The sequence below is a fragment of the Draconibacterium sediminis genome (assembly GCF_000949475.1).
GTDB classification, from domain to species: domain Bacteria; phylum Bacteroidota; class Bacteroidia; order Bacteroidales; family Prolixibacteraceae; genus Draconibacterium; species Draconibacterium sediminis.
This window is the reverse complement of sequence record NZ_JRHC01000003.1, coordinates 519,267-539,797: the sequence shown is the minus strand read 5'-3', so window position 1 is coordinate 539,797 and position 20,531 is coordinate 519,267. Positions and strand designations below refer to the sequence as shown.

Below are 20,531 nucleotides of genomic sequence, written 5' to 3'. Positions count from 1 at the left end.
GATTTTAGGTTTTAGTCTGGTGTGTAAGTTGATGGGTATAGATCGGGTAATTTGCTGTTTGCAACAACATCGGGGCCTGCACCCATTGGTTTGTAATATTTATCTTTGGTTAGCAAGAATTTATCAAATTCAAATCCATCTTCGCGCATGCTAAACTGAATATCATAAACACCGGGATTTTCAATATCCAAATATATTTCATACGGAACTCCGCAGTGTACTTCTTTGGTTCGTTGTTTGCTTGCCCATGTCCAACGGTTTCGTCCTTCGCACCATTGTATGCGCCGACCATGCTCGGGCCATTCGCCATTCATACCTACGTGTACACCATTATCTTCACCACCTGTACTCATTGCACGTGCCCAAACGTAATAACGCCCCGTGTTGTTAAACTTAATTCTATAGTGAACAGTTGCCATAATTCCGGGAATATCGCTGAAATTCTCACCTCGTTTCAATTCATCGTCATGCGTAACTCTGGTATCGGGTAAAATTTCGAGGTAGGCATTGTTACTTGCATTATAAACGTGTAATGTATCATCGTCGCGCCCCACTTTTGCTTCTTCAAATTTAGAGGAACGATACCATTGACGTTTGTCTGTTTTGCTTTGTTTATAAAAGAATTCAGCTTCAACTGCAACCAACCCGTCTTGCTCTTCAAAGATTATGTCCTCTCCGATTAAAGGTTCTGCAAGTTTTTCTGATTGGGCTACCGACGTAAAACTTAGACTTACAACAATTGCTAGAATTAATAATAATTTTGTTTTCATATTATAGATTCAAAGACTTCGACTCCCATCAGTCTGACGGTCACAGTGTGCGGAGTCGAACTGTGATTTAATATTCAAAAATGTAACTACCAGAACCTAATTTTAAAGTTAAGTTATCACCTCGTTCGTTCACGTTCAATTCAAGATTTTCTGAATTCATTTTTATGCTTTTTCCTTTAGCATTGGGGAGCGTTACTGTTCCCGTAGCATTTGCAGGAATAGTTACCTCGTAAACAAACTTGTCGCTCTTTATTTCCCAGGCTGATTTTACTGGGCCATATATCGATTCGAAATTAACTTTGGCATTGGTTAAACCGCCTCCGGGATGTGGATGAAAGAGAATGTGTTTGTAACCTGGATTCTCGACATCGATATTTAAACCGGCAACATGATTGTATAACCACTCGCCAATGGCACCGTAGGAATAATGGTTAAAACTGTTCATTCCCTCTATTATCGTCCCATCGGGTTTCTGAGTATCCCAACGCTCCCAAATGGTTGTTGCGCCCGTTGTAACCGGATATAACCAACCCGGAAATTCTTTGCGGTTCAGCAACATAAAAGCCAGATCGTCGCGCCCGATTGACGAAAGCGTAGTACATAAAAGTGGTGTTCCTAAAAAGCCGGTGGTTAAATGCTTAAACTTTTCAACTTGGTTTGAAAAATGCCTGGCAGCTGCATCGCGCAAATTATCGGGCATTAAATCGAAAGAAAGCGCCATGGCATAGGCCGTTTGCGTATGCGAAACCAAGCGCCCGTTGGCGGTAACATACTCCTTTGCAAAGGCAGCTTTTATGTTTTTAGCCAATGTATCAAACTCTTTAGCATCATCGGTTTTTCCTAAAATGCGTGCAATTTGGGCCATCAACGAGGTTGAGTATTTAAAATATGCCGTTGCAATTAAATCCGTTTCGGTGTAAGCCCCGGGATATCCGGCCTTATTTGAATTAAACGAAAGCCAATCGCCCCACTGGTGCCGCTTTTGAATCCACAGGTAATCGTCGCCGGCATGTTTCTTCATGTAGTTAATCCAGTTTTTCATGCTGGAGAATTGCTGTTCCAGAATACGCGTATCGCCATAAGCCCGGTAAACAGTCCATGGAACGATAACAGCAGCATCAGCCCAACCGGTACAACCACCAAATTTGTTATTCCACATATCGGGAATAATGTTCGGCACCTCGCCATCGGGAAGTTGGTCGAGTGCCAGATCTTCGAGCCATTTTTTATAAAACGGAGCCACGCCAAAGTTAAAGGCGGCTGTCATGCTAAACACCTGGGTATCGCCGGTCCATCCTACACGTTCGTCGCGTTGCGGACAATCTGTAGGAATATCCAAAAAGTTATCGCGTTGCCCCCACTGAATATTGCTTTGCAATTGATTAATTAAAGGATCGGAACATGTAAAATTTCCCGTTGGTTTCATATCTGAATGAATGACTACTCCGGTAATTTTATCTTTGGTTAACTCGCCGGGATAGCCTTGGAGTTTAACGTAACGAAATCCATGAAAAGTAAAGTACGGTTCATAAATTTCTTCACCACCACCTTTTAAAGTATAAACATCGGTGGCCTCGGCAGCGCGCAAGTTTGTGGTGTAAAAATTCCCATTTTTGTCCAATACTTCGGCAAATTGAAGGGTTACCTGATCGCCCTTTTTGCCCTCCACTTTCATACGAACGTAGCCAACCATATTCTGCCCCAAGTCTAATACCAATTCGCCCTTGGGTGTGGTAATAATTTTTATGGGTTTAATTTCTTCAGTGGCTCGAACCGGCAAACCATTTGATGCCACCAAAATATCTTTCGCGTGGTTTAAAATCTGAACAGCTTCCCACTTGCTTTCATCGAAACCGGGATCCGCCCAGCCCCCCATTTCTTTACGGGCATCATATTTTTCACCGTTGTAAATATCCGATTCCAGAATTGCACCATAGGATGTTTTCCAGTTTTTATCCGTAATAATAATTTCACTTGTCCCATCGGTGTAATTCACTACCAACTGAACAAATAGCGCCAGTTGGTCGCCATAATAAGCTTTGCCGCCCTCCCAGCCTAAATATCCACGGTACCAGCCATCGCCGACCATCGCACCAATGGCATTTTCTTTTTGAAGCATGGAAGTGACATCATAAGTTTGATACTGAATGCGTTTTTTATACGAAGTAAATCCCGGTGTAAAAAGCTGATCACCCACTTTTTCGCCATTGATAAACAACTGATACAATCCGAGAGAAGTAACATAAACTCTTGCTGATTCTACTTTTTTGGAACACGAAAATTCATTTCGGTAATATTGGCTGGGTAAGGATTTTTCTGATACTTCCTCTTTCATGGTAATCCACGAAGCTTTCCACTCTTTATTATCCAAAATTCCGGTTTCCCAAAAGACTGGTTCGCTCCAAGCTGTTGCTTTATCGTTATTATCCCAAACACGAACTTGCCAGTAGGCTCTTTGCATTGATTTAAGTGCCTGGCCTTCGTATTCAATGTTTACCGACTGGTCGCTCTCCACTTTTCCGGTTGACCAAAGCAAACTACTTTTCTTATTTAAATTTTTAGGTGAATTGGCTACCCGAATTTCGTATGCTGTTTGTGTTACATTCGTTTCATCCGATAAAATTTGCCAGCTGAAACGTGGTTTTTCCACATCAATTCCAATGGGATTTTCGTGGTATTCGGTAACCAGTTTTACCACCCTATTTTTTGCCTGAACAGAAATGGTAATAACGCTGAATAAAAGGATTATCGGAATAAGTTTCAGATGTTTCATCTTTGATTTTCATTACAGTTTTACAGAGCCAATTATAGTAAATTCCAAATCCAATATTTGTTGAGATTATCCCAAAAAATATTGGATTTGTTTCATCTTTTTCCCAAGCTTTATGAATGGTTACACACAGTCATGGGAAATATGAATATGCTTATTATTTCAGACTAAAAACTTTCTCCAACCGAATATCGTCAGAAGCGCTTCCAGCCATTAAATTAAATTCACCGGTCTCTACAATTCTTTTCATTTCAACTCCGGTAAACGACAAATCAGTTTCAGGTATTAACGAAAAGGTAAGTGTTTTTTCCTCACCTGCTTTTAACCAAACCTTTTCGAATCGAACCAATTGTTTTGCAGGGCGCGTTACCGAAGCCACTTTATCTCTGAAATAAATTTGAACAACTTCTGCCCCGTCCCTATTTCCGGTATTTTTCACTTTTACCGAAAAGTTGACAGCTTCATCTAAATTAAAAGCTTCTTTCTCAATATTTAAATTGGTGTATTCGAACGATGTATACGATAATCCATGACCGAATGCATAAACCGGTGCCGGTGGAGTTTCCCAGTATCCTTTGTAATTTGAGTTCCCTTTCATAGAATAATAGTAGGGAATTTGACCGGCAGAATGAAGGAAGCTGATGGTTAATTTTCCCGACGGATTTACATCGCCAAAAATTACTTTTGCCAAAGCATCTCCATTGGTTTGCCCCAAATAAAAGGTATTAACAATTGCTGTTGCTTTTTCTGCAATTTCAGGAATTGCAAACGGTCTGCCTCCCATTAACACCACAATTACCGGTTTTCCTGTTGCAATGGCATCCAGTACCAGTTTCTTTTGGTTGCTCAACAAATCAATTGTCGACCTGTCGCCAGCAATTCCCACGCGGTAAAAGGCTTCACGCGCTGTTTTTAGGTTTCCGCCAACACAAACAATGGCAACATCTGATTTTTTAACTACATCAATTGCTTTTTTAATCGAGTTGCTCTCTTCCGCCTCTGTAAACTCAATGATTGCGTCATTTCCGTCTACTTTTGTAAAATCGGCAATTTTGCAGCCTTCGGCATAATTCACTTTAACCGCTGTTCCTACGTATTTTGTTATTCCTTTCAGGATATTTACAACATTATCATTTTCGATGCTGTATGTTCCCATCTCGTCCGAATTAGCATTGGGGCCAACAACAGCAATACTCTTAATCTTTTTTGAGTTTAACGGCAGTAGATTATCCTCATTTTTCAATAGAACAATTGACTCTGTTGCCATTTTTTCGGCAAGAGCAACGTGTTTTTCGTTACCGATAAACGCCTTAACACCTTCCGTTTCAGTAAACGGATTTTCAAATAAGCCCAGCATAAATTTCAAACGTAATATTCTTCTTACACTTGCATCCAATTGTTCTTCCAATTCAGGGTTTTGTTCTACAACTTCTTTCAGGTATTGAAATGCTGAAGACGATGGCAAGTCGATATCCATTCCGGCCAGAAGTCCAAGCTTTGCCGCTTCCTGTGGCGTTGCAGCCATATGATGAAATTCTTCAAGACGTTTTATGTCGTTATAATCGGAAACAATAACACCTTTAAATCCCCATGTATCGCGCAACAAGTCTGTTAACAACCATTTATTCCCGTGTGCCGCCACACCGCCAACTTCGCAATGCGATGCCATCATCCCCAATGCATTGGTTTGTTCAACGGCCGCTTTAAACGGAGGCAAAATTTCATCGTGTAAAACTTTGGCATCGATGGGTGTAGCAGCAAAATTTCTGCCACCTTCCACCTGACCATATCCGGCAAAATGTTTTGGCGACGAGATAATATGGGTCGTTCCTGGATTTCCATCAGCACCTCCCTGTAAACCTGAAATAATTGCCTTTGCCATTTCTGAAACCAGGTAGGTATCTTCGCCGTAAGTTTCCTCAATGCGTCCCCAGCGTGGATCTCTGCCAATATCGAGGACAGGAGTATGCGCTTCGTGGCCTCCTCTGGCTCTGGCTTCACGGCCAATTACATCAAATACTTCGTTTAGCAGTTCCGTATTCCAGCTTGATGCCATAGCAAGCGGTGTAGGAAAAACAGTAGAGTTGCGGCCCGCATGACCATGTAAACACTCAGTGCCGATAATAGCAGGTATGCCCAAACGGGTTTCTTCTTTTAAATATTTTTGGAGACTGTTGACCATTGCAACACTTTGTTCTGGTCTTCGTTCGTCAAATGTATTCTCAATAAAACCAATTCCGTTTTTTATTTGGTCTTCAATCGATTTCTCAATTGGTTCCACCCCCTCTTCTACTGCAGCCGATTTACGTATTGTTGCTGCATTCAATTGCATGGCTTTTTCTTCCAACGTCATTTTTGAGAGAAGGTCATCAATCCTGTCCTCAATACTTGCTTCGGGATTTTTATAGATTTCTTGTTCTGAAGAGCTCTCATCAGAGCCACTGTTATTTTCACAACTAGTTAGCAGCGTATTGCAAAAAAATAGCAATAACAGGAAATACGAAAACTTGATATTCATGATTTTATTTAATTCTTTAATTTTTCATACTCGATACGATAGTCTCCAGAGCCCAGAACCACCATCTTGTTATATCTAATCTCAACTCCACTTTTTTCCTGAAACTCACTCCAACTAAGTCCATTAATTTTTAATGAGAGCCGCTCCTCTTCACTTATCAAAACATTAGCTTTTGTATTAAAAGGAACTTTAAGATCAATTGAAAACCCGGACTCATCTTGTTTCCAGCTATTATGGATGTTGCCATAAGGCGTTGGTATGTTTACTGAAGTATTGGAAATATTTTCGGAGAATACCGGATTGACAGTAAATTCTTTATAACCCGGCTTGTCAAACGATGATTTTATTCCACCCAATGATTCGTAAAAATAGGCTGCAAAACCACTGTGCATAGGGTGATTTAACGAATTGCTTAATCCCTCCATTTCCTCCCAGTAAAACTGACGTTCGGGCCAGGTTGTAAAGCCGTAATTCATTACATATGTTTGGCTAGGGAATGTAGGGGTGGTAAGGATTTCATGTGCCAAATCAGCATTCTGGTAATTATTCAGAACAGTATAAATGTATCTATTGCCATGAATTCCCGTTGAATGGTGCCCGCCTTTTACAGCTTCAATATTGTATTTTAGTCCATTAACAATCGATTCGATCTTTTCTTCAGGAACCATTCCAAATTGAAGGGCCATTACAGTGGCAGTCTGGCTTCCATACCAGTTGAAATTCACCAATGGAATTGACTCCAGATATTCTGCGTTAAACGCCTTGAACAATTCCAGTTTTTCTTTTTTCACTTTTTCCTGAAAACTGGTATCGCCGTTCATCTCTGCAAAGCGTTCCATAATTCCCAAAATATCATAAAAATAGGCATTGGCTGAAACTACGGGATGACACTCCATCGCTTCAGGATTTTGACGTCTGTCCCAAAGCGGAGGGCACCAATCCCCCATTCCATTGTCAATTATTCCTTTTTCATTTTTAAAAGTAAGGTAGTAGTTGGTCAACTCTTTCATTTCAGGATAATACTCTGTAACAATTGAAGAATCGCCATAATAAATATAATTGTACCAGGGCAAATACATGGTAGCCACACCCCAGTCAAGCTTAGCTATTGTTGAGGTGCGTTTGCCCGGAGCAATCATGGTTGGAACATTAAATTTCGCCTCAGTATTTTGTCCGTTTACCGGTCGCATTTGAGTACGAATATCTTCCATATATTTTTTATAGAAGTTTGCCAAATCGTAGTTATATAGGGCATATTCGGCAAAGGCGTGTGCATCGCCCAGCCAACCACATTTCTCGCGGTGTGGACAATCCTCGGGAATACCGTGCAGGTTGTCCACAATTGTCCAACGGCTAATGGTGTCCATTTTATTCAGCAAGGGATCGGAGCAAACAAAGTTTCCTTTTTGCTTTACATCGTTAGCTACCAAAACAGCTTTAATCATTTTGGCATCGGGTTTGGTCGATACTCCGGTAATTTGGGCATAACGAAAACCATGATAAGAAAATTTTGGCTCCCAGGTTTCGGGGGCACCTCCTTTGCAGATATATTGTAAAAGTTGCGGCATTCCATTGGCTCCTCCACCTGTTGATCCCGGGTAGATATCATCGCCACTTTGTGTTAAAGCTTCGGTCGGAACAATTTCGATTAATTGTCCTGCTTTTTCATTTACAGTAATTTGTACCCACCCGGCTATATTTTGCCCAAAATCTACAATCCATTTGCCGGTAACAGGCGACTTGAAAACACGTTGCGGAGCCAGTTCTTTTAACCTCCGGATTGGAGGCATTTCCTGAATGCTTATTTTGTTCAGTTTGGGTGAAATGATCTTTGTTTGCGACCAGGCTGAATCGTCGTAATCCGAAGTATTCCAGCCTTTAATTTCATAACGGGCATCGTAAGTATCTCCACCGTAAACATTATCGAAAACAATAGGGCCTGTCGAGTTTTTCCAACTTTCATCAGTAACAAATTCCGTCTGAGTTCCATCGGTGTAATTAACTTTTACTAATAAACGTGCTGCAGGTATTCCAAACGCCATATCGCGTTCCGATTCGGGATCGTTTTTCCAAGAAATACTTTGCCCGTAAAAGCCATTTCCAACAATAAGACCTAATGTATTTTTGCCGGTTTTTAATTGAGAAGTAACATCGTAAGCTACGTAATAAGCTTGTTTGTCGTAGTTCGACGGTGCAGGGTCTAACACATGGTCACCGGTTTTTTCGCCGTTAATATACAGCTCGTAGTAGCCCAAACCACAAACGTAGGCACGGGCACTTTTAATTTCTTTATTTGCTGTTATTTCATTTCTGAAATAGCCTACCGGATTACTGGTAACCATTGTCGGCTCGTCCATTTTCCCGGTTTTGTATGCTCTGAAACGATATTCCGATGTACGGGTATCTTCCGACAAACAAATCCATTTTGAGTTGTCCCAATTGCTTTCAGTCATTAATCCGGTTTCGAAAGTATAAACCGCAGACCAAGCTGAAGCCAGGCCATTTTCGTCCCAGATTTTTACTTTCCACCAATATTTCTGGGTCGGATTTAGCTTTTCACCCTTGTATTTTACATGTGCCGATTGTGCACTTTCTACTTTTCCCGAATTCCAAAAATCGGCGTCCTTTTCATTTAACAAATTGGGCTGCGATGCAACCAAAATCTGGTAAGCCGTTTGTTCGCGATTAAACCCATCGGCATTTACAATCCACGAAAAAAGTGGTTGTTCGCTATCAATAGCAATCGGATTTGTTTGGTAATTGCAGGTAAGCGATTGGAATTTTATGCTTTGTGCCTGTACACTTGTAGCTATAGCAAAAAGAGAAAATACGATTAGAAATATTCGATTCTTCATTATTCGTTGGTTTAAAAAGAGATGACTGGAAAAATAGAAATAAACCCTCCCAAAAGGGAGGATTCCTTTCTTACTAAAACTAACTAAATCTTGCCCTATCAGTTAAATTATATTAGTTAGCCTCTGGTTTTGTTTATACTATTATTCGTCAAATTAGCCGAGAACTTTTCGAAAACAACATTGCTGGTTCTGATTAGTAGCTTATTATTTCCAACTCAACCACTCTCGCGGTGTGTTTATCCAGGGAAAATTGCCCTTGCAGAAGAATCTCCAGCAATAAAATGCTGTTTCCTTAAATTGGCTGTCCAAATGTACATTTGGACAGCCTTTTGTCCTAGTTGACAACTAAACCTAACTAAACTATAATTCGGTTAATTCGATTGTGAATTGTTCAAACACCACATCTCTGTTTCTTATAACTAAAGTGTCTTTAACTGCGTGCGTTTCGTCATTTACAGCATCAGTATACTGGTAATCTAAGTAGATAACATCACGTTTTTCTCCACCCCATTCATCACCATTTTCAACAAATTGTCCTGAACCAGAAACGTTGTACGGATCGTCTCCATAACCCGTGATTACACATGTTTCATCGCTACTAAATTTCAATTCAATATTTACATCTCCGGGACTAGAGAGTTCCCCTCTTCGCACACGATTGTCATATTTTACATCATACCTACCACTCGTTGTTACATCAACTAACTCATCTTTCTCAACATAGTCAGACCGATATCTTGAGGTGGTGGTCTCTCCCAAATTATTTGTCATAACATCTACACCACGACGTAAATATTTCCCCTGATACTTGTTCATGAACTTTATACCAAAAAGTGTATAATCCTTAGGTGCAGGATTCCAATCTACATCTAATATTTTAACTGGATTATCTACAATAGGTACTCCCGTTAATAACGAATCCAGCTCCTCATAACCCGTTATTTTTAACGGAATCACGTAATGCGTTTCGTTTTTTCCGGCAAAAGAAAGTGTGTCATCAAAAAAGGCATCTTCCAGTTGAACAGGAATACGACCATTTACAGAACCTATTGGAATTGTAACTGGACTTGATTGTTCTATTGTGTAGTAAGATTCTGGTAATACCTGTACATTTACTGAATCTACACCCAGGATATTTGCATCGATTAATTCTGGAGCCAGTTCAAAAAATACCTTTCGATTTATTTTATTTTCAAAAACGCCAGACATCACTACACCTATTTCAAAGCGTCCGTTGTTGTCGTTTTCGTTAAAACCCAAATCATACTTTCCTAAAACCAAAGTTCTAGCAGGTCTTTGGTAAGGAAAAAAGACTGAAGTAGTGTCAAAATCCCTCACCGCAAACTCTTGATTTTCACAAGCCATAAGACTCAGAATCAAAGCGGAAATTATAACTAATTTTAATTTCATATTATTTAATTTAATTTTTAAAAATTATGCTATTACCACCCAGCATTTTGTTCTAACTCCGGAAACTTTAAAGTTTCATCGTTAGGAATCGGCATATAAGTAGCAAATGATTGATAATTCCTTGGCTCAACAGGTATACCTAAATTATATTCGATACCATCAAAAAAAGCACCTTCAACTGTTTCATTTAAAGACAATCCCCATCTTCTTAAGTCCCAAAATCTGTGGCCTTCAAAACTCAGTTCTATACGTCGCTCATTTCTAATTAGTTCACGCATAGCTTCTTTTGTTGTAATAGACGCCAAATAATCATCCGGCTGAGTAAGTCCTGCTCTTTCTCTTATTGCAGCAATAACATCACGAGCAGATATACCGTTAATCACCTGGTCTGGGCCACCAACTTCGTTCGCCGCTTCAGCAAATATTAGAAACAACTCTGTATATCTAAAATAAACATCGTAGTGTCTTTGATTAACTGTAGAGCCATCATCATTCAATCTTACATCAGGACGTAATAACTTTTTAAGGTAATAACCGGTTTTTGTTGAAAACTCAGGAATGGAATCTAATCTGTCAATTCCTCCACCAACACCAGTATTAATAGTTCCACCACCAAAAGAGCTTCCATTTACAACCACAAACTCAGTTAATCTGGGATCTCTGTTAGCATAAGGATTTTGTGGATCATACCCATTAGCCTCTGTTGCAGGGAATCCGCTTTGCATAGGAAATGCGTCAACAAAATTTTGTGAAGGATTGATTTCTCCGGTTCCATTTACAGAAGGCGGAAACATACGGCTCTCGATACCTGAATTTGGACCTCCAATAGTACCTCTCCAAATCATTTCGGCATCATCATTTTCGTCGTATTTTTTGTAAAAATCAACTCCATTATCAGCCAGACCTGAAACACCTCCTATGGTATTTAATATTTCACTTGCATTAGTTGCAGCCATATTGTAATATCCCTGGTCGTTCAAAAATGATGGACTGGCTGCAAAAAGTGCCAAACGTGCTTTTAACGCTCTCACTATTCTACCCGACATGCGTAAATTATAACGAGAACCATTAACAACGTCGTATTTATCAAAATCGTAATTTGCATACAACGGATCTACATCTCCATCACTTAAACCATAATCTGTTGGTAACAAAGCAAGTGCAGCATCAAAATCTGCCATAATGGCTTCTACAGTAGCTTCGAATGATAAACGAGGTGTGTTAAAATCACCATCAGCCTCTATAAACTCAGTTATATAAGGTACTCCTAATAACTCTCCAGAAGTACCTACCCCCGCATGTGCCTGTAAAGCGTAAAAGTGATGTAATCCTCTCAATGCAAGAGCTTCACCTTCCATACGGAGATAAAACATTTCGTTCATTTGTTCGTCTGAAGTCCAAACAATCTCACCCGCTTCGATGATCTCTAAAAATTTGTTTACCCATAAAATACTTTCGTAATTATTCCAGCGTGAAGCTGGGTTAAACTGCGCATTTAGCTCTCCAAGAGCCATACGCTTGAAGTTGTTATCTAATTGGTTATTTACAGCGTCATCTGTTGCAGCATCAATAAAGGTAAACTGATCTACTAAACGCGAATAGCCATTCAGTAATATTCCTTCTGCCGATGCCGGATCGCTACTAACAAAGTCATAGTCCAATCTGTTTTCATCAATAGGATCCAACAAGGTATCACAGCTAACTATCGCCGTAAAGACCGACATAATGATTATATATTTTATTAAATTTTTCATTTTATCTATCTATTTTTTATTAATTAGAATGATACTCTTACACCGGCAGTATAAGTTCTAGCCTGCGGATTACCTCCAATACTTAACTGACGGATATCTTTATTTTCACCAAATTCAAAAAGGTTGGTGCCTTGTAAATTCACACTTAAACCTTCAATGCCGATTTTATCACATAAAGTATCAGTAAACTCATAAGTTAACTGTGCACGGTTAATTCTAAAAAAACTATTATCATACAACCAGAAGGATGATGTTCTAAAGTTATTTTGATTCTCTCCGGAAGATAATCTTGGAAAGTCTGCAGTATTAGCAGTTTCAGATGTCCAACGTCCTAATACCTCTTCAGAGTATTTATCCGTTCCGTTTGGAGAATAATAATTATTAAACGTACCGCTTAACTTATTACCATTCGCTCCTGTTTGCCCGGTACCTAATACAAATAAATTAAACCCTTTATATTTCAGATTCAGGTTTACGCCATAGGTCCATGGACTCGCGCTCTGTCCTATAGCAACTTGATCATCCTGATCAATAATATTATCGCCATTTTGATCAGCATATCTTATATCTCCTGGTTGTACATTACCGAAGTTTGGCACTGGTAAATTACCGTTTAACACAAGGTTCCCATCTGTATCTGTAGTAAAATCAGATTCTGAGTAAAAACCTAAGTCTTCATATCCAAAAATACTTGACAGCTCCAGTCCTTGCCTGTTTTGGTAATCAAACTCATTGGTTTCAGACCGTTTTGAAGCTTCTGTTTGGCTATACAATACATTCGTCCCAACACTAACTGAAAAATCGTTAATCGTTTTGTTAAAATTCAAGCCTAATTCAAAACCGGTATATAAATTCGCATTAAAATTATCATAAGGTCTAAACGTGTTATAATATGACGGGTATTGATCGGCTAAAAATACCAACTGTTTATCAAGTTCAGTTCTAAAATAGTTCGCCTCTACCCAAAGTGAATTCATCAAATAACTTTCAAAACCAATGTTCAAGTCTATACGTTCTTCATATCCCATATCACGATTGGCTCCTTGCGAAATATTTTGTTTTCTGTTGGAGTATACACCATCTCCCCAGGTAAAACTTGCTCCATCAGAATAGTTTTCATCGTATAAATAATAACCTGAAATTCCTCGATCAGATTTAATTACTCCTCCGGAAGCTTTTAATTTTAAGTAATTTACAAAATCGATATCTTTCATAAATGACTCTTCGCTCAGAATATAACCTAAGCCAACTGTTGGCGAAAAGCCACCTCTGTTTCCATCTGCTAACTTAATAGAGTGTGCATATGCACCGGAAAAATCAACAAATAATTTTTTCTTGAAATCGTAGGTCGCTTGAAACCCTAGATGAGAATCTTTATCTGTTTGAATAGCTCCATCTCTTTTTTCCTGGTTGTAATAACCCAAAAGCGTTGTATTTACCGAATGATCGTTGGCAAAGGTTTTTACATAGTTCACCAATGCGTACATACCAATTCGTGATGTAAATCCATTAGAAGCAACATTTTCAGACAAATCTCTTTTATCTTGTCCAAAATCTTGTAAAGCCGTTATTTTACCATTTTCCCAGGTAGGAGCATATACTCGATACTCATTTGATATAGATGTTGTATAAATATCAAAAAAATCGAAACTTAAATAGGTTTTTGCCGACAGCCCTTCAGTAATTCTGGAAAGATCGAAATTTATTGCATTATTAAACTGAGTTACACGAGATACCCTATTTTGATAACCACCAGCTATAGATCGTGCCACGGGTGTATTATCAACACCATATTGTTGTGCAGTACCCAGTAAATTACCATTAAAAATGTTAGCTCCAGCTAGTAAAGTTTCAAGATCCGGATTGTTTTCAAGATCAAGATCACTTACGGGAAGTAAAGGCGCATAATCATAAGGAATAAAAGTAGTGGCGGCACTTAATAGGTTTGCCTTAGGGCTTTTTGAGTAGTTAAGAATTGCCACACCATCAATACTACTGGTAATCCAGTCGTTCACCCTAAAATCAATATTACCTCTTACATTAAAACGATTGTCTCCAGCATTTATATCCTCATTAATATCAACCCAATCTTCATTGTAGAGCCATCCTACATTAACATAGTATTTCGATTTTTCATTACCTCCAGAGAACTCAGAAATAACATTATGTGTTTTTACATGTGATTGAACAAAGTCATACAAATCAACATCCGGATACTCGATTGGATTTAAACCACTTCTTGTGTTTTGAATTTGTTCTTGAGAAAAACCTACTACAAATGGATCTAAACCATCGTTTACAAAAGCCTCATTGCGAAGCTCCATAAAAGTGGCCGCATCGAGGTAATTCGGCAAAGCTAAAGTTGTTTTAATACCAGAGCGCACATTTACTTTTACCTCTTTTTTATTGGTTTTACCACGTTTGGTGTTTATAATGATTACTCCGTTTCTACCCTGGCTACCATATAATGCCACGGCATTCGCATCTTTAAGTACGGTTATTTGTTCTACCTCATCCATGTTTAAAAGATCAGGATCACGTCCAAAAACACCATCAATTACAAACAATGCATCTCCTATACCTCTAATGTTAGATGAGCCTCTCACTCCTACCGTTAAACCAGCAATATAATCTTTTACAAACTGGGTATTATCATAGGTTAAACGGTCTTTAGTGTTTACTGACGATACAGATCCAACCATATCACGTCTGTCTCTTGTTGAAACTCCCATGTTTACTTCGTCATCTTCTGACGCCAGAAAGTCTGACTTAACCATAGTAATATCGCTAGCATTAGCAATAGCAGTCAAGCTAAGAAGTAGCGACTCGTATCCTTTCTTTTCAATAACTACAGCCTGGTCGTTAAGTAAGGTGATATTAAATTGACCATTGTCGTTGGTAGATGCCCGAGAACCTCCAGCACCGTAAATATTAACCTCACTTAATGGATTACCTTGTTCATCGATCACGGTTGCTGACACCTTTGTGCCAGCAGACTGAGCCGTCACCATACCGCAAAAGCTGAACATGGTGAAGCACACAAGGATGTATAACTTATATAATTTATTTATCTTCATTTTTCTTTCGTTTTTTGTTTTAGTAAAAACAAATTCATTCAAGTTTTACCAACCTGGGTTTTGAGGAAAACCTTCATAAAACTGTGTTTGATTTGCTTCAAATGGTAGCCAATAGTGTTTTGGATACTCGCAAACTCTCTCAATAATTACATATTCATTAAAGAAGGTCCAATCTTTATCAAAATATAATCCGGTTTTCACTCTGTATTTTTCCTCATGGGCAACTCCCCAACGGCGAATATCCATCCATCGGTGCCCCTCATAAGATAATTCCACAGCTCTTTCACGTCTCAACTCGTCCATGAATTTTTTGCTATCGGCAACAATGGCAGAATTTACATGAGGAACTCCCGCTCTATCTCTTAATGTATTTATTGCTTGTTCTGCAGTTAATGCAAAAGCACTGGATGGTGTGGTTGCTCCTTTAGCAACATGAAGGGCCTCTGCATACATTAGGTACACATCAGTTAGCCTCATGTGAATGCGCATTCCTGTAAATCTTCTAATAATATTGTTTCCTGCTTGTACATGATATTGACCATCAATCTCAGGATAAAACTTCTTATACATATACCCTGTTCGTGAAGCATTAGATGCACGGTGAGCGCCAGAATTACCTGTGCCATCATCCCACAACTGTGCCTTCTTATTTGCAGCTGACACACCTCCTCTGGTTGAAATAACGTCTCTATCTGCAAAAACCCATGCGTGAAAACGAGGATCACGATTGTCAAATGGTCTGGTAGGATCATAAGTTGGTGTGCCATAAGCTCCGCTCATATCATCCTCAATAGATAAGCCATTGGCCATTCCAAAATTGTAGTATATAAAATTGTGCGTTGCATTATCATTTCCTGATGAAGATTGACCAATTGGTCTTGGAATACCATTGGCCATGAAAGCGATTGTTTGACCAACAGAAGAACCTCCCGAACCTGCAAAAATTAATTCATGAGCTTCCGGTACTAAACCAGGCCATGTATTTCTTGGTGTTTCCCAGAGTACCTTTTTGTAATCTTCCATGTTTTTGGCTAAGGAGTATTCACCGGCTTGTTCAAGCTTAAGCACTTCGGCAAAAGCCTCTGCTGCCATAGCTGCTAACTCTGTATCATAGGTATAAGTATCAATACCCGGTTGATTATTGAAATACATTAAGGGACTAGCCGCCCAAAGTAAATTTTTACCCTGAAATGCATAAGCTGCACCTTTTGTAACTCTACCTGCATTATTACCTAAAGTTCTTTGACCATACTCTTCGTTATCCCAATTAACTGGCAGAAGTTCAATGGCTTTTTTGTAATCTTCGTTAACCGATAACGCACACTCTTTATAAGTTTCCGGGCGAGGTGTGGTAATTGTTCCCTCGTATACTTCTGTAATATGTGGGAAACGTCCCCAAAACTTCATAACCTCGTTATGAAAGAAAGCTCTGAAGAAGTAAGCTTGTCCTAATATAACATTCTTTTCCTCCTGGGTTAATCCTACCATTAACTCTTCGTTGGCAAGCACCAAATTAGCCTTACGAATTCCAAGCATACTACCACGCCATACTCTTGGTCTGCGCCTGGCCTGACTATCATTTGTATCCCCTTCTTTACCCTGATGGGTATCTTTACCCAGATAAGCGTATTTTTGACTCACCCAGTTGTTCAAACTTCCTTGATCTACAGCTGAACTGAACTGACCACTTCTATAAGAGTCGTCTCCAAAAAGATAATCCTGAAAAGAATGACCGGCAGTACCATACTCAACTACCAAATTGTACATTTCTTCCACAAAACCCTGAGAGGATTCGAAAGTTGCAAATACATCTGTAATGTCAATTTCCGCTTCGGGAGCTATATCTAAATATTCTTCGCAGGAAAACAATGATAGTAGTCCTACAAGTAAAACTATTGTTATTTTAAAATTTTTCATATTTCTTAATTTTAAAAATCTAAATTGAAACCGAAGTTAATTCGTGCCATAGTAGGATAATCTCCTCTATAAGAAGAATCTTGTGTTTGACTACTATTAAACTCCCTATCATCCGGTAAATCGGTCCATAAGAACAAGTTATTACCATTAGCAAAAACACTTAGTGCCTGAACACCCAGTTTTTCACATGTTCTTTTCGGAATATTATAACTTAACGCCACAGATTTTAGTCGAGTTAAAGAACCATCAAAAAAGCTGGATCTTGGATCGCTGGCTCCTTGCGCAAAACCAAACGTTGGTTGTGTTAGTACTCCGGTTGGGTTATTTTTAGTCCAATAGCCTAACTCGTGTTCAAAGAAGGTATCTATTCCATTTGAGAAAGTTCTACTACTGTAAACTCTATTTGTATTTTGAGTACCATAGAACTGGACAGATAATTTCCATCCTTTATATTTAGCTCCTACTGTAGCAGACCAGGTTCTTTGAGGACGCGTAGGATAACCATATGGCACATTATCAAAAGAACCATTATAAACACCGTCTCCATCATAATCAACCAGATTATAATATCCGGTACGTATAAATTCTTGTCCACCTACTCTTGGCGTTGAACTATACAAATCGTCTAAACTGCCCATAATTTCAGCAGGAATAGCAGATCTTGGTTGACCAATAGGGTAGCCCTCGGCTTTTTGGTAAAACGGACGTAATTCAGGATCTTCTCTATCAATTACCAAGTCTTTAGCCTGGGTAAAAGTATAATTACCAAAAATATTTAATCCATTTCCAAAAGTATGATTAGCACCCAGTAGTATTTCATATCCACGCACCTCTACCTCACCTCTGTTAAAAGCGGGAGGACTGGCACCAAACCACTCAGGCACCGCCCTTTGTGAACTTGGTATTAAAATATTGCTACGATCTTCTCCAAAAAAGTCCAACTCGGCAGTAATTTTGTTTTTAAACAAGCCGATTTCTGCCCCAATATTATACTTTACAGCCGTTTCCCATTGCAGATCAGGATTACCAACATTGGACTCCGTGTAAAACGTATACGGCGAACGAGTGTTTGAGGCATTAGGGACTATAAAAGCGCCTCCGCCATTACTCCATGTTTTTTGATATTCAAATCTGTTTCCTCCGCTGTCATCACCAATCAAACCATAAGATCCCCTTATCTTAAGTAGGTTTACCCAGTCAACCTCACTCATGAATGCCTCGTTAGACAGTGTCCAGCCTACTGCTAAAGCAGGGAAAAGATCGAAACGATATCCAGGACCAAATTTCTCCGATCCGTTGAAAGCACCACTAAGATCCAGGAAATATCTCTTATCATAATCGTAGGTAACCCTACCTACCCAGTCTTCGCGATATCTTAAAAAACCATTACCTGTACCGCTCTGGTTACGCCTTAATAATGCCAATCCTGTAACCGAATGCTTTTCGGCAAACGTTCTACTATAATTAAGCGAAAGGTCATATAATAAACGACGGTAAATCGTACCATCTTGAATGCTTGCAGACTGAAGTGTCCATGGGTATGGCACAAAACCAAAATCATTTACACCACTTGGAGACTCAATTCGCTCTTCGAATTCGGTGTTATATACACGATATATAACATTTTCCTGACCATCACCACCTGGATCATTCAACCTCTGCTGACTATTAGATCTATTATCTAAAGATAAACGCCCTTGAAATGATAAGCCTTTCGTAACAAAATCCAATTTTTGTTTTAAAACAAAATCGGTATTTACATTAAAGGTATTCGTTGTAGTGTACCCGGTATTTGTTAAGGTAACAAGAGGGTTCGTATTTGCAAAAATATCACGATCATCCCTCCCAAATGCACCATCTGGGAAAATAGGTGTATAGGCATTTGGGGCAAGCTCATAGATAGCGTTGGTCACCAGATTTAAGTTACCAGGCGTTTTCTGAATGCCATAAAAGCCGCCTAGATTTACAGATAATTCGGTAGTTTTGGTGATATCGAAATCAATATTACTCCGAAAGTTAAATCTATCATAGCCAAAACCACTCTCGTAGCTTTTACCAGTATCGTAACTATTACCATCGAAAATATCAGCAACTGATTGGTAAGCTAAACTCGCAAAATACCTGGCGCTATTTCCTCCTCCACGTACCGATAAATTAACACGGTAATCTTGAGCAAAATCTTTTAACAGGGCATCTTTCCAATCTACATTAGGATATATGTAACTCTCCTCCACACTTCCCGGATTGCGGAATCTATCTGCAATAGCTATCGGACGATAATTATTAAGCCAAACTTGTTCGTTATGAGGAAGTTCGCGCATTATCGATGAATTTGCTTCCATAATTGCATCATAAACATCTAGTTTTTCGGGCAACTTGGAAACAAATTTGGTAGTGGCATTGGCCTGTAACGACAATTGTGCCTTACCTTTTTGTCCTCTTTTTGTGGTAATTAAAATAACACCATTTGCACCCTGAACACCAAAAACGGCAGTAGCAGATGCATCTTTAAGTACAGAAATATTTTCAATATCATTAAAATCAATATTATCAATTTCCCTTGGCGCTCCATCTACGAGTATTAAGGGCTGTCCGGAACCGTTCCATGACGCCTGACCACGAATGTAGATCTGCATATCGTTTCTACCCGGAACACCACTACCCTGTATGGCAACAACACCAGGTAAATTACCTTGCAACGCCTCCTCAACATTACTTATACCCATGGTTACTTCCTGTAGTTCCTTCCCTTTTATTTGAGAAATAGAACCCACCACACTCTCTTTCTTCTGTGTACCGTAACCAACCACCACCACTTCATCTAAACCAACTGTTTCTTCTTCTAAAGTGATGTTAAAAACATTTTGCCCGGCAATTGTATATTCCTGTGGTTTAAATCCAACAAACGAGAAGACCAAGATTTCGGCATCGTCCGGTACATCTACCGAGAATTTGCCATCAAAATTGGTTACCGTCCCGATAGTCGTTCCTTTAACCACCACTGTAACCCCCGGAAGAGGTTCACCATTATTATCAGTTACCTCACCTGTTAAAGTTTTTTGAGTCTGATCAAGAATGTTAGAATTCTTTAATCCAGAAGATTCCTTTACTTTTGAGGAAACTCCATCATCGGCCATTGAAGTTGCCGTTGAGATAAATAGTAACAACAGACATATTTTAATTGCCTGTGTAATTTTCTTCAAATTCCCAATGTAGGGAATCGAAAACTTAACGTTTTTCATAGATTTGTATTAGTTTTAATTTGCACTAAAAATTTCACTAAAGCTTGCGGTTAAAACTTTTTGGGCAGAATTACGTCGAATAATTCTGTCCTTCTTTTTTTCCCACATTTAAATCCTTTCTTCAGTTATTCCATATACATTTAGTTATTGATTTATTTAGTAATTAAATTATTTCTTCGGAATGTGATAAGTTCTACGTTCAACGTCAAAACTACTGT

9 protein-coding genes are annotated in these 20,531 nt (G+C 39.1%); all 9 read right to left on the bottom strand.

The genetic code is table 11. The features are described 5' to 3' along the window. Positions 1 to 11 precede the first annotated feature (11 nt). Complete coding sequence (locus LH29_RS14450; protein ID WP_045030963.1) at positions 12 to 770, bottom strand: hypothetical protein; 759 nt, start codon at positions 768 to 770, stop codon at positions 12 to 14. Between the two features lie 67 nt (positions 771 to 837). Beyond that, on the bottom strand, positions 838 to 3,543 hold the full coding sequence (locus tag LH29_RS14445; protein ID WP_045030960.1) for a glycoside hydrolase family 78 protein: 2,706 nt from the start codon (positions 3,541 to 3,543) through the stop codon (positions 838 to 840). A 154-nt stretch (positions 3,544 to 3,697) separates the two neighbouring features. Beyond that, positions 3,698 to 6,058, bottom strand: coding sequence for a glycoside hydrolase family 3 N-terminal domain-containing protein (locus LH29_RS14440; RefSeq protein ID WP_052670971.1), 2,361 nt, complete (start codon positions 6,056 to 6,058; stop codon positions 3,698 to 3,700). Positions 6,059 to 6,066: 8 nt separating this feature from the next. Then, entirely contained in the window at positions 6,067 to 8,913 is a 2,847-nt protein-coding gene (locus tag LH29_RS14435) for a family 78 glycoside hydrolase catalytic domain (RefSeq protein WP_045030958.1), read from the bottom strand. 360 nt (positions 8,914 to 9,273) lie between these two features. Continuing rightward, positions 9,274 to 10,323, bottom strand: coding sequence for a DUF5627 domain-containing protein (locus LH29_RS14430; protein ID WP_045030956.1), 1,050 nt, complete (start codon positions 10,321 to 10,323; stop codon positions 9,274 to 9,276). 32 nt (positions 10,324 to 10,355) lie between these two features. Then, positions 10,356 to 12,077, bottom strand: coding sequence for a RagB/SusD family nutrient uptake outer membrane protein (locus LH29_RS14425; RefSeq protein WP_045030954.1), 1,722 nt, complete (start codon positions 12,075 to 12,077; stop codon positions 10,356 to 10,358). A 23-nt stretch (positions 12,078 to 12,100) separates the two neighbouring features. Then, positions 12,101 to 15,154, bottom strand: coding sequence for a SusC/RagA family TonB-linked outer membrane protein (locus tag LH29_RS14420; RefSeq protein ID WP_157493706.1), 3,054 nt, complete (start codon positions 15,152 to 15,154; stop codon positions 12,101 to 12,103). Between the two features lie 45 nt (positions 15,155 to 15,199). Continuing rightward, positions 15,200 to 17,071: a RagB/SusD family nutrient uptake outer membrane protein gene (locus tag LH29_RS14415; protein ID WP_045030950.1), complete on the bottom strand. Its 1,872-nt coding sequence runs from the start codon at positions 17,069 to 17,071 to the stop codon at positions 15,200 to 15,202. 11 nt (positions 17,072 to 17,082) lie between these two features. Beyond that, on the bottom strand, positions 17,083 to 20,313 hold the full coding sequence (locus LH29_RS14410) for a SusC/RagA family TonB-linked outer membrane protein (RefSeq protein WP_052670968.1): 3,231 nt from the start codon (positions 20,311 to 20,313) through the stop codon (positions 17,083 to 17,085). Positions 20,314 to 20,531 lie beyond the last annotated feature (218 nt).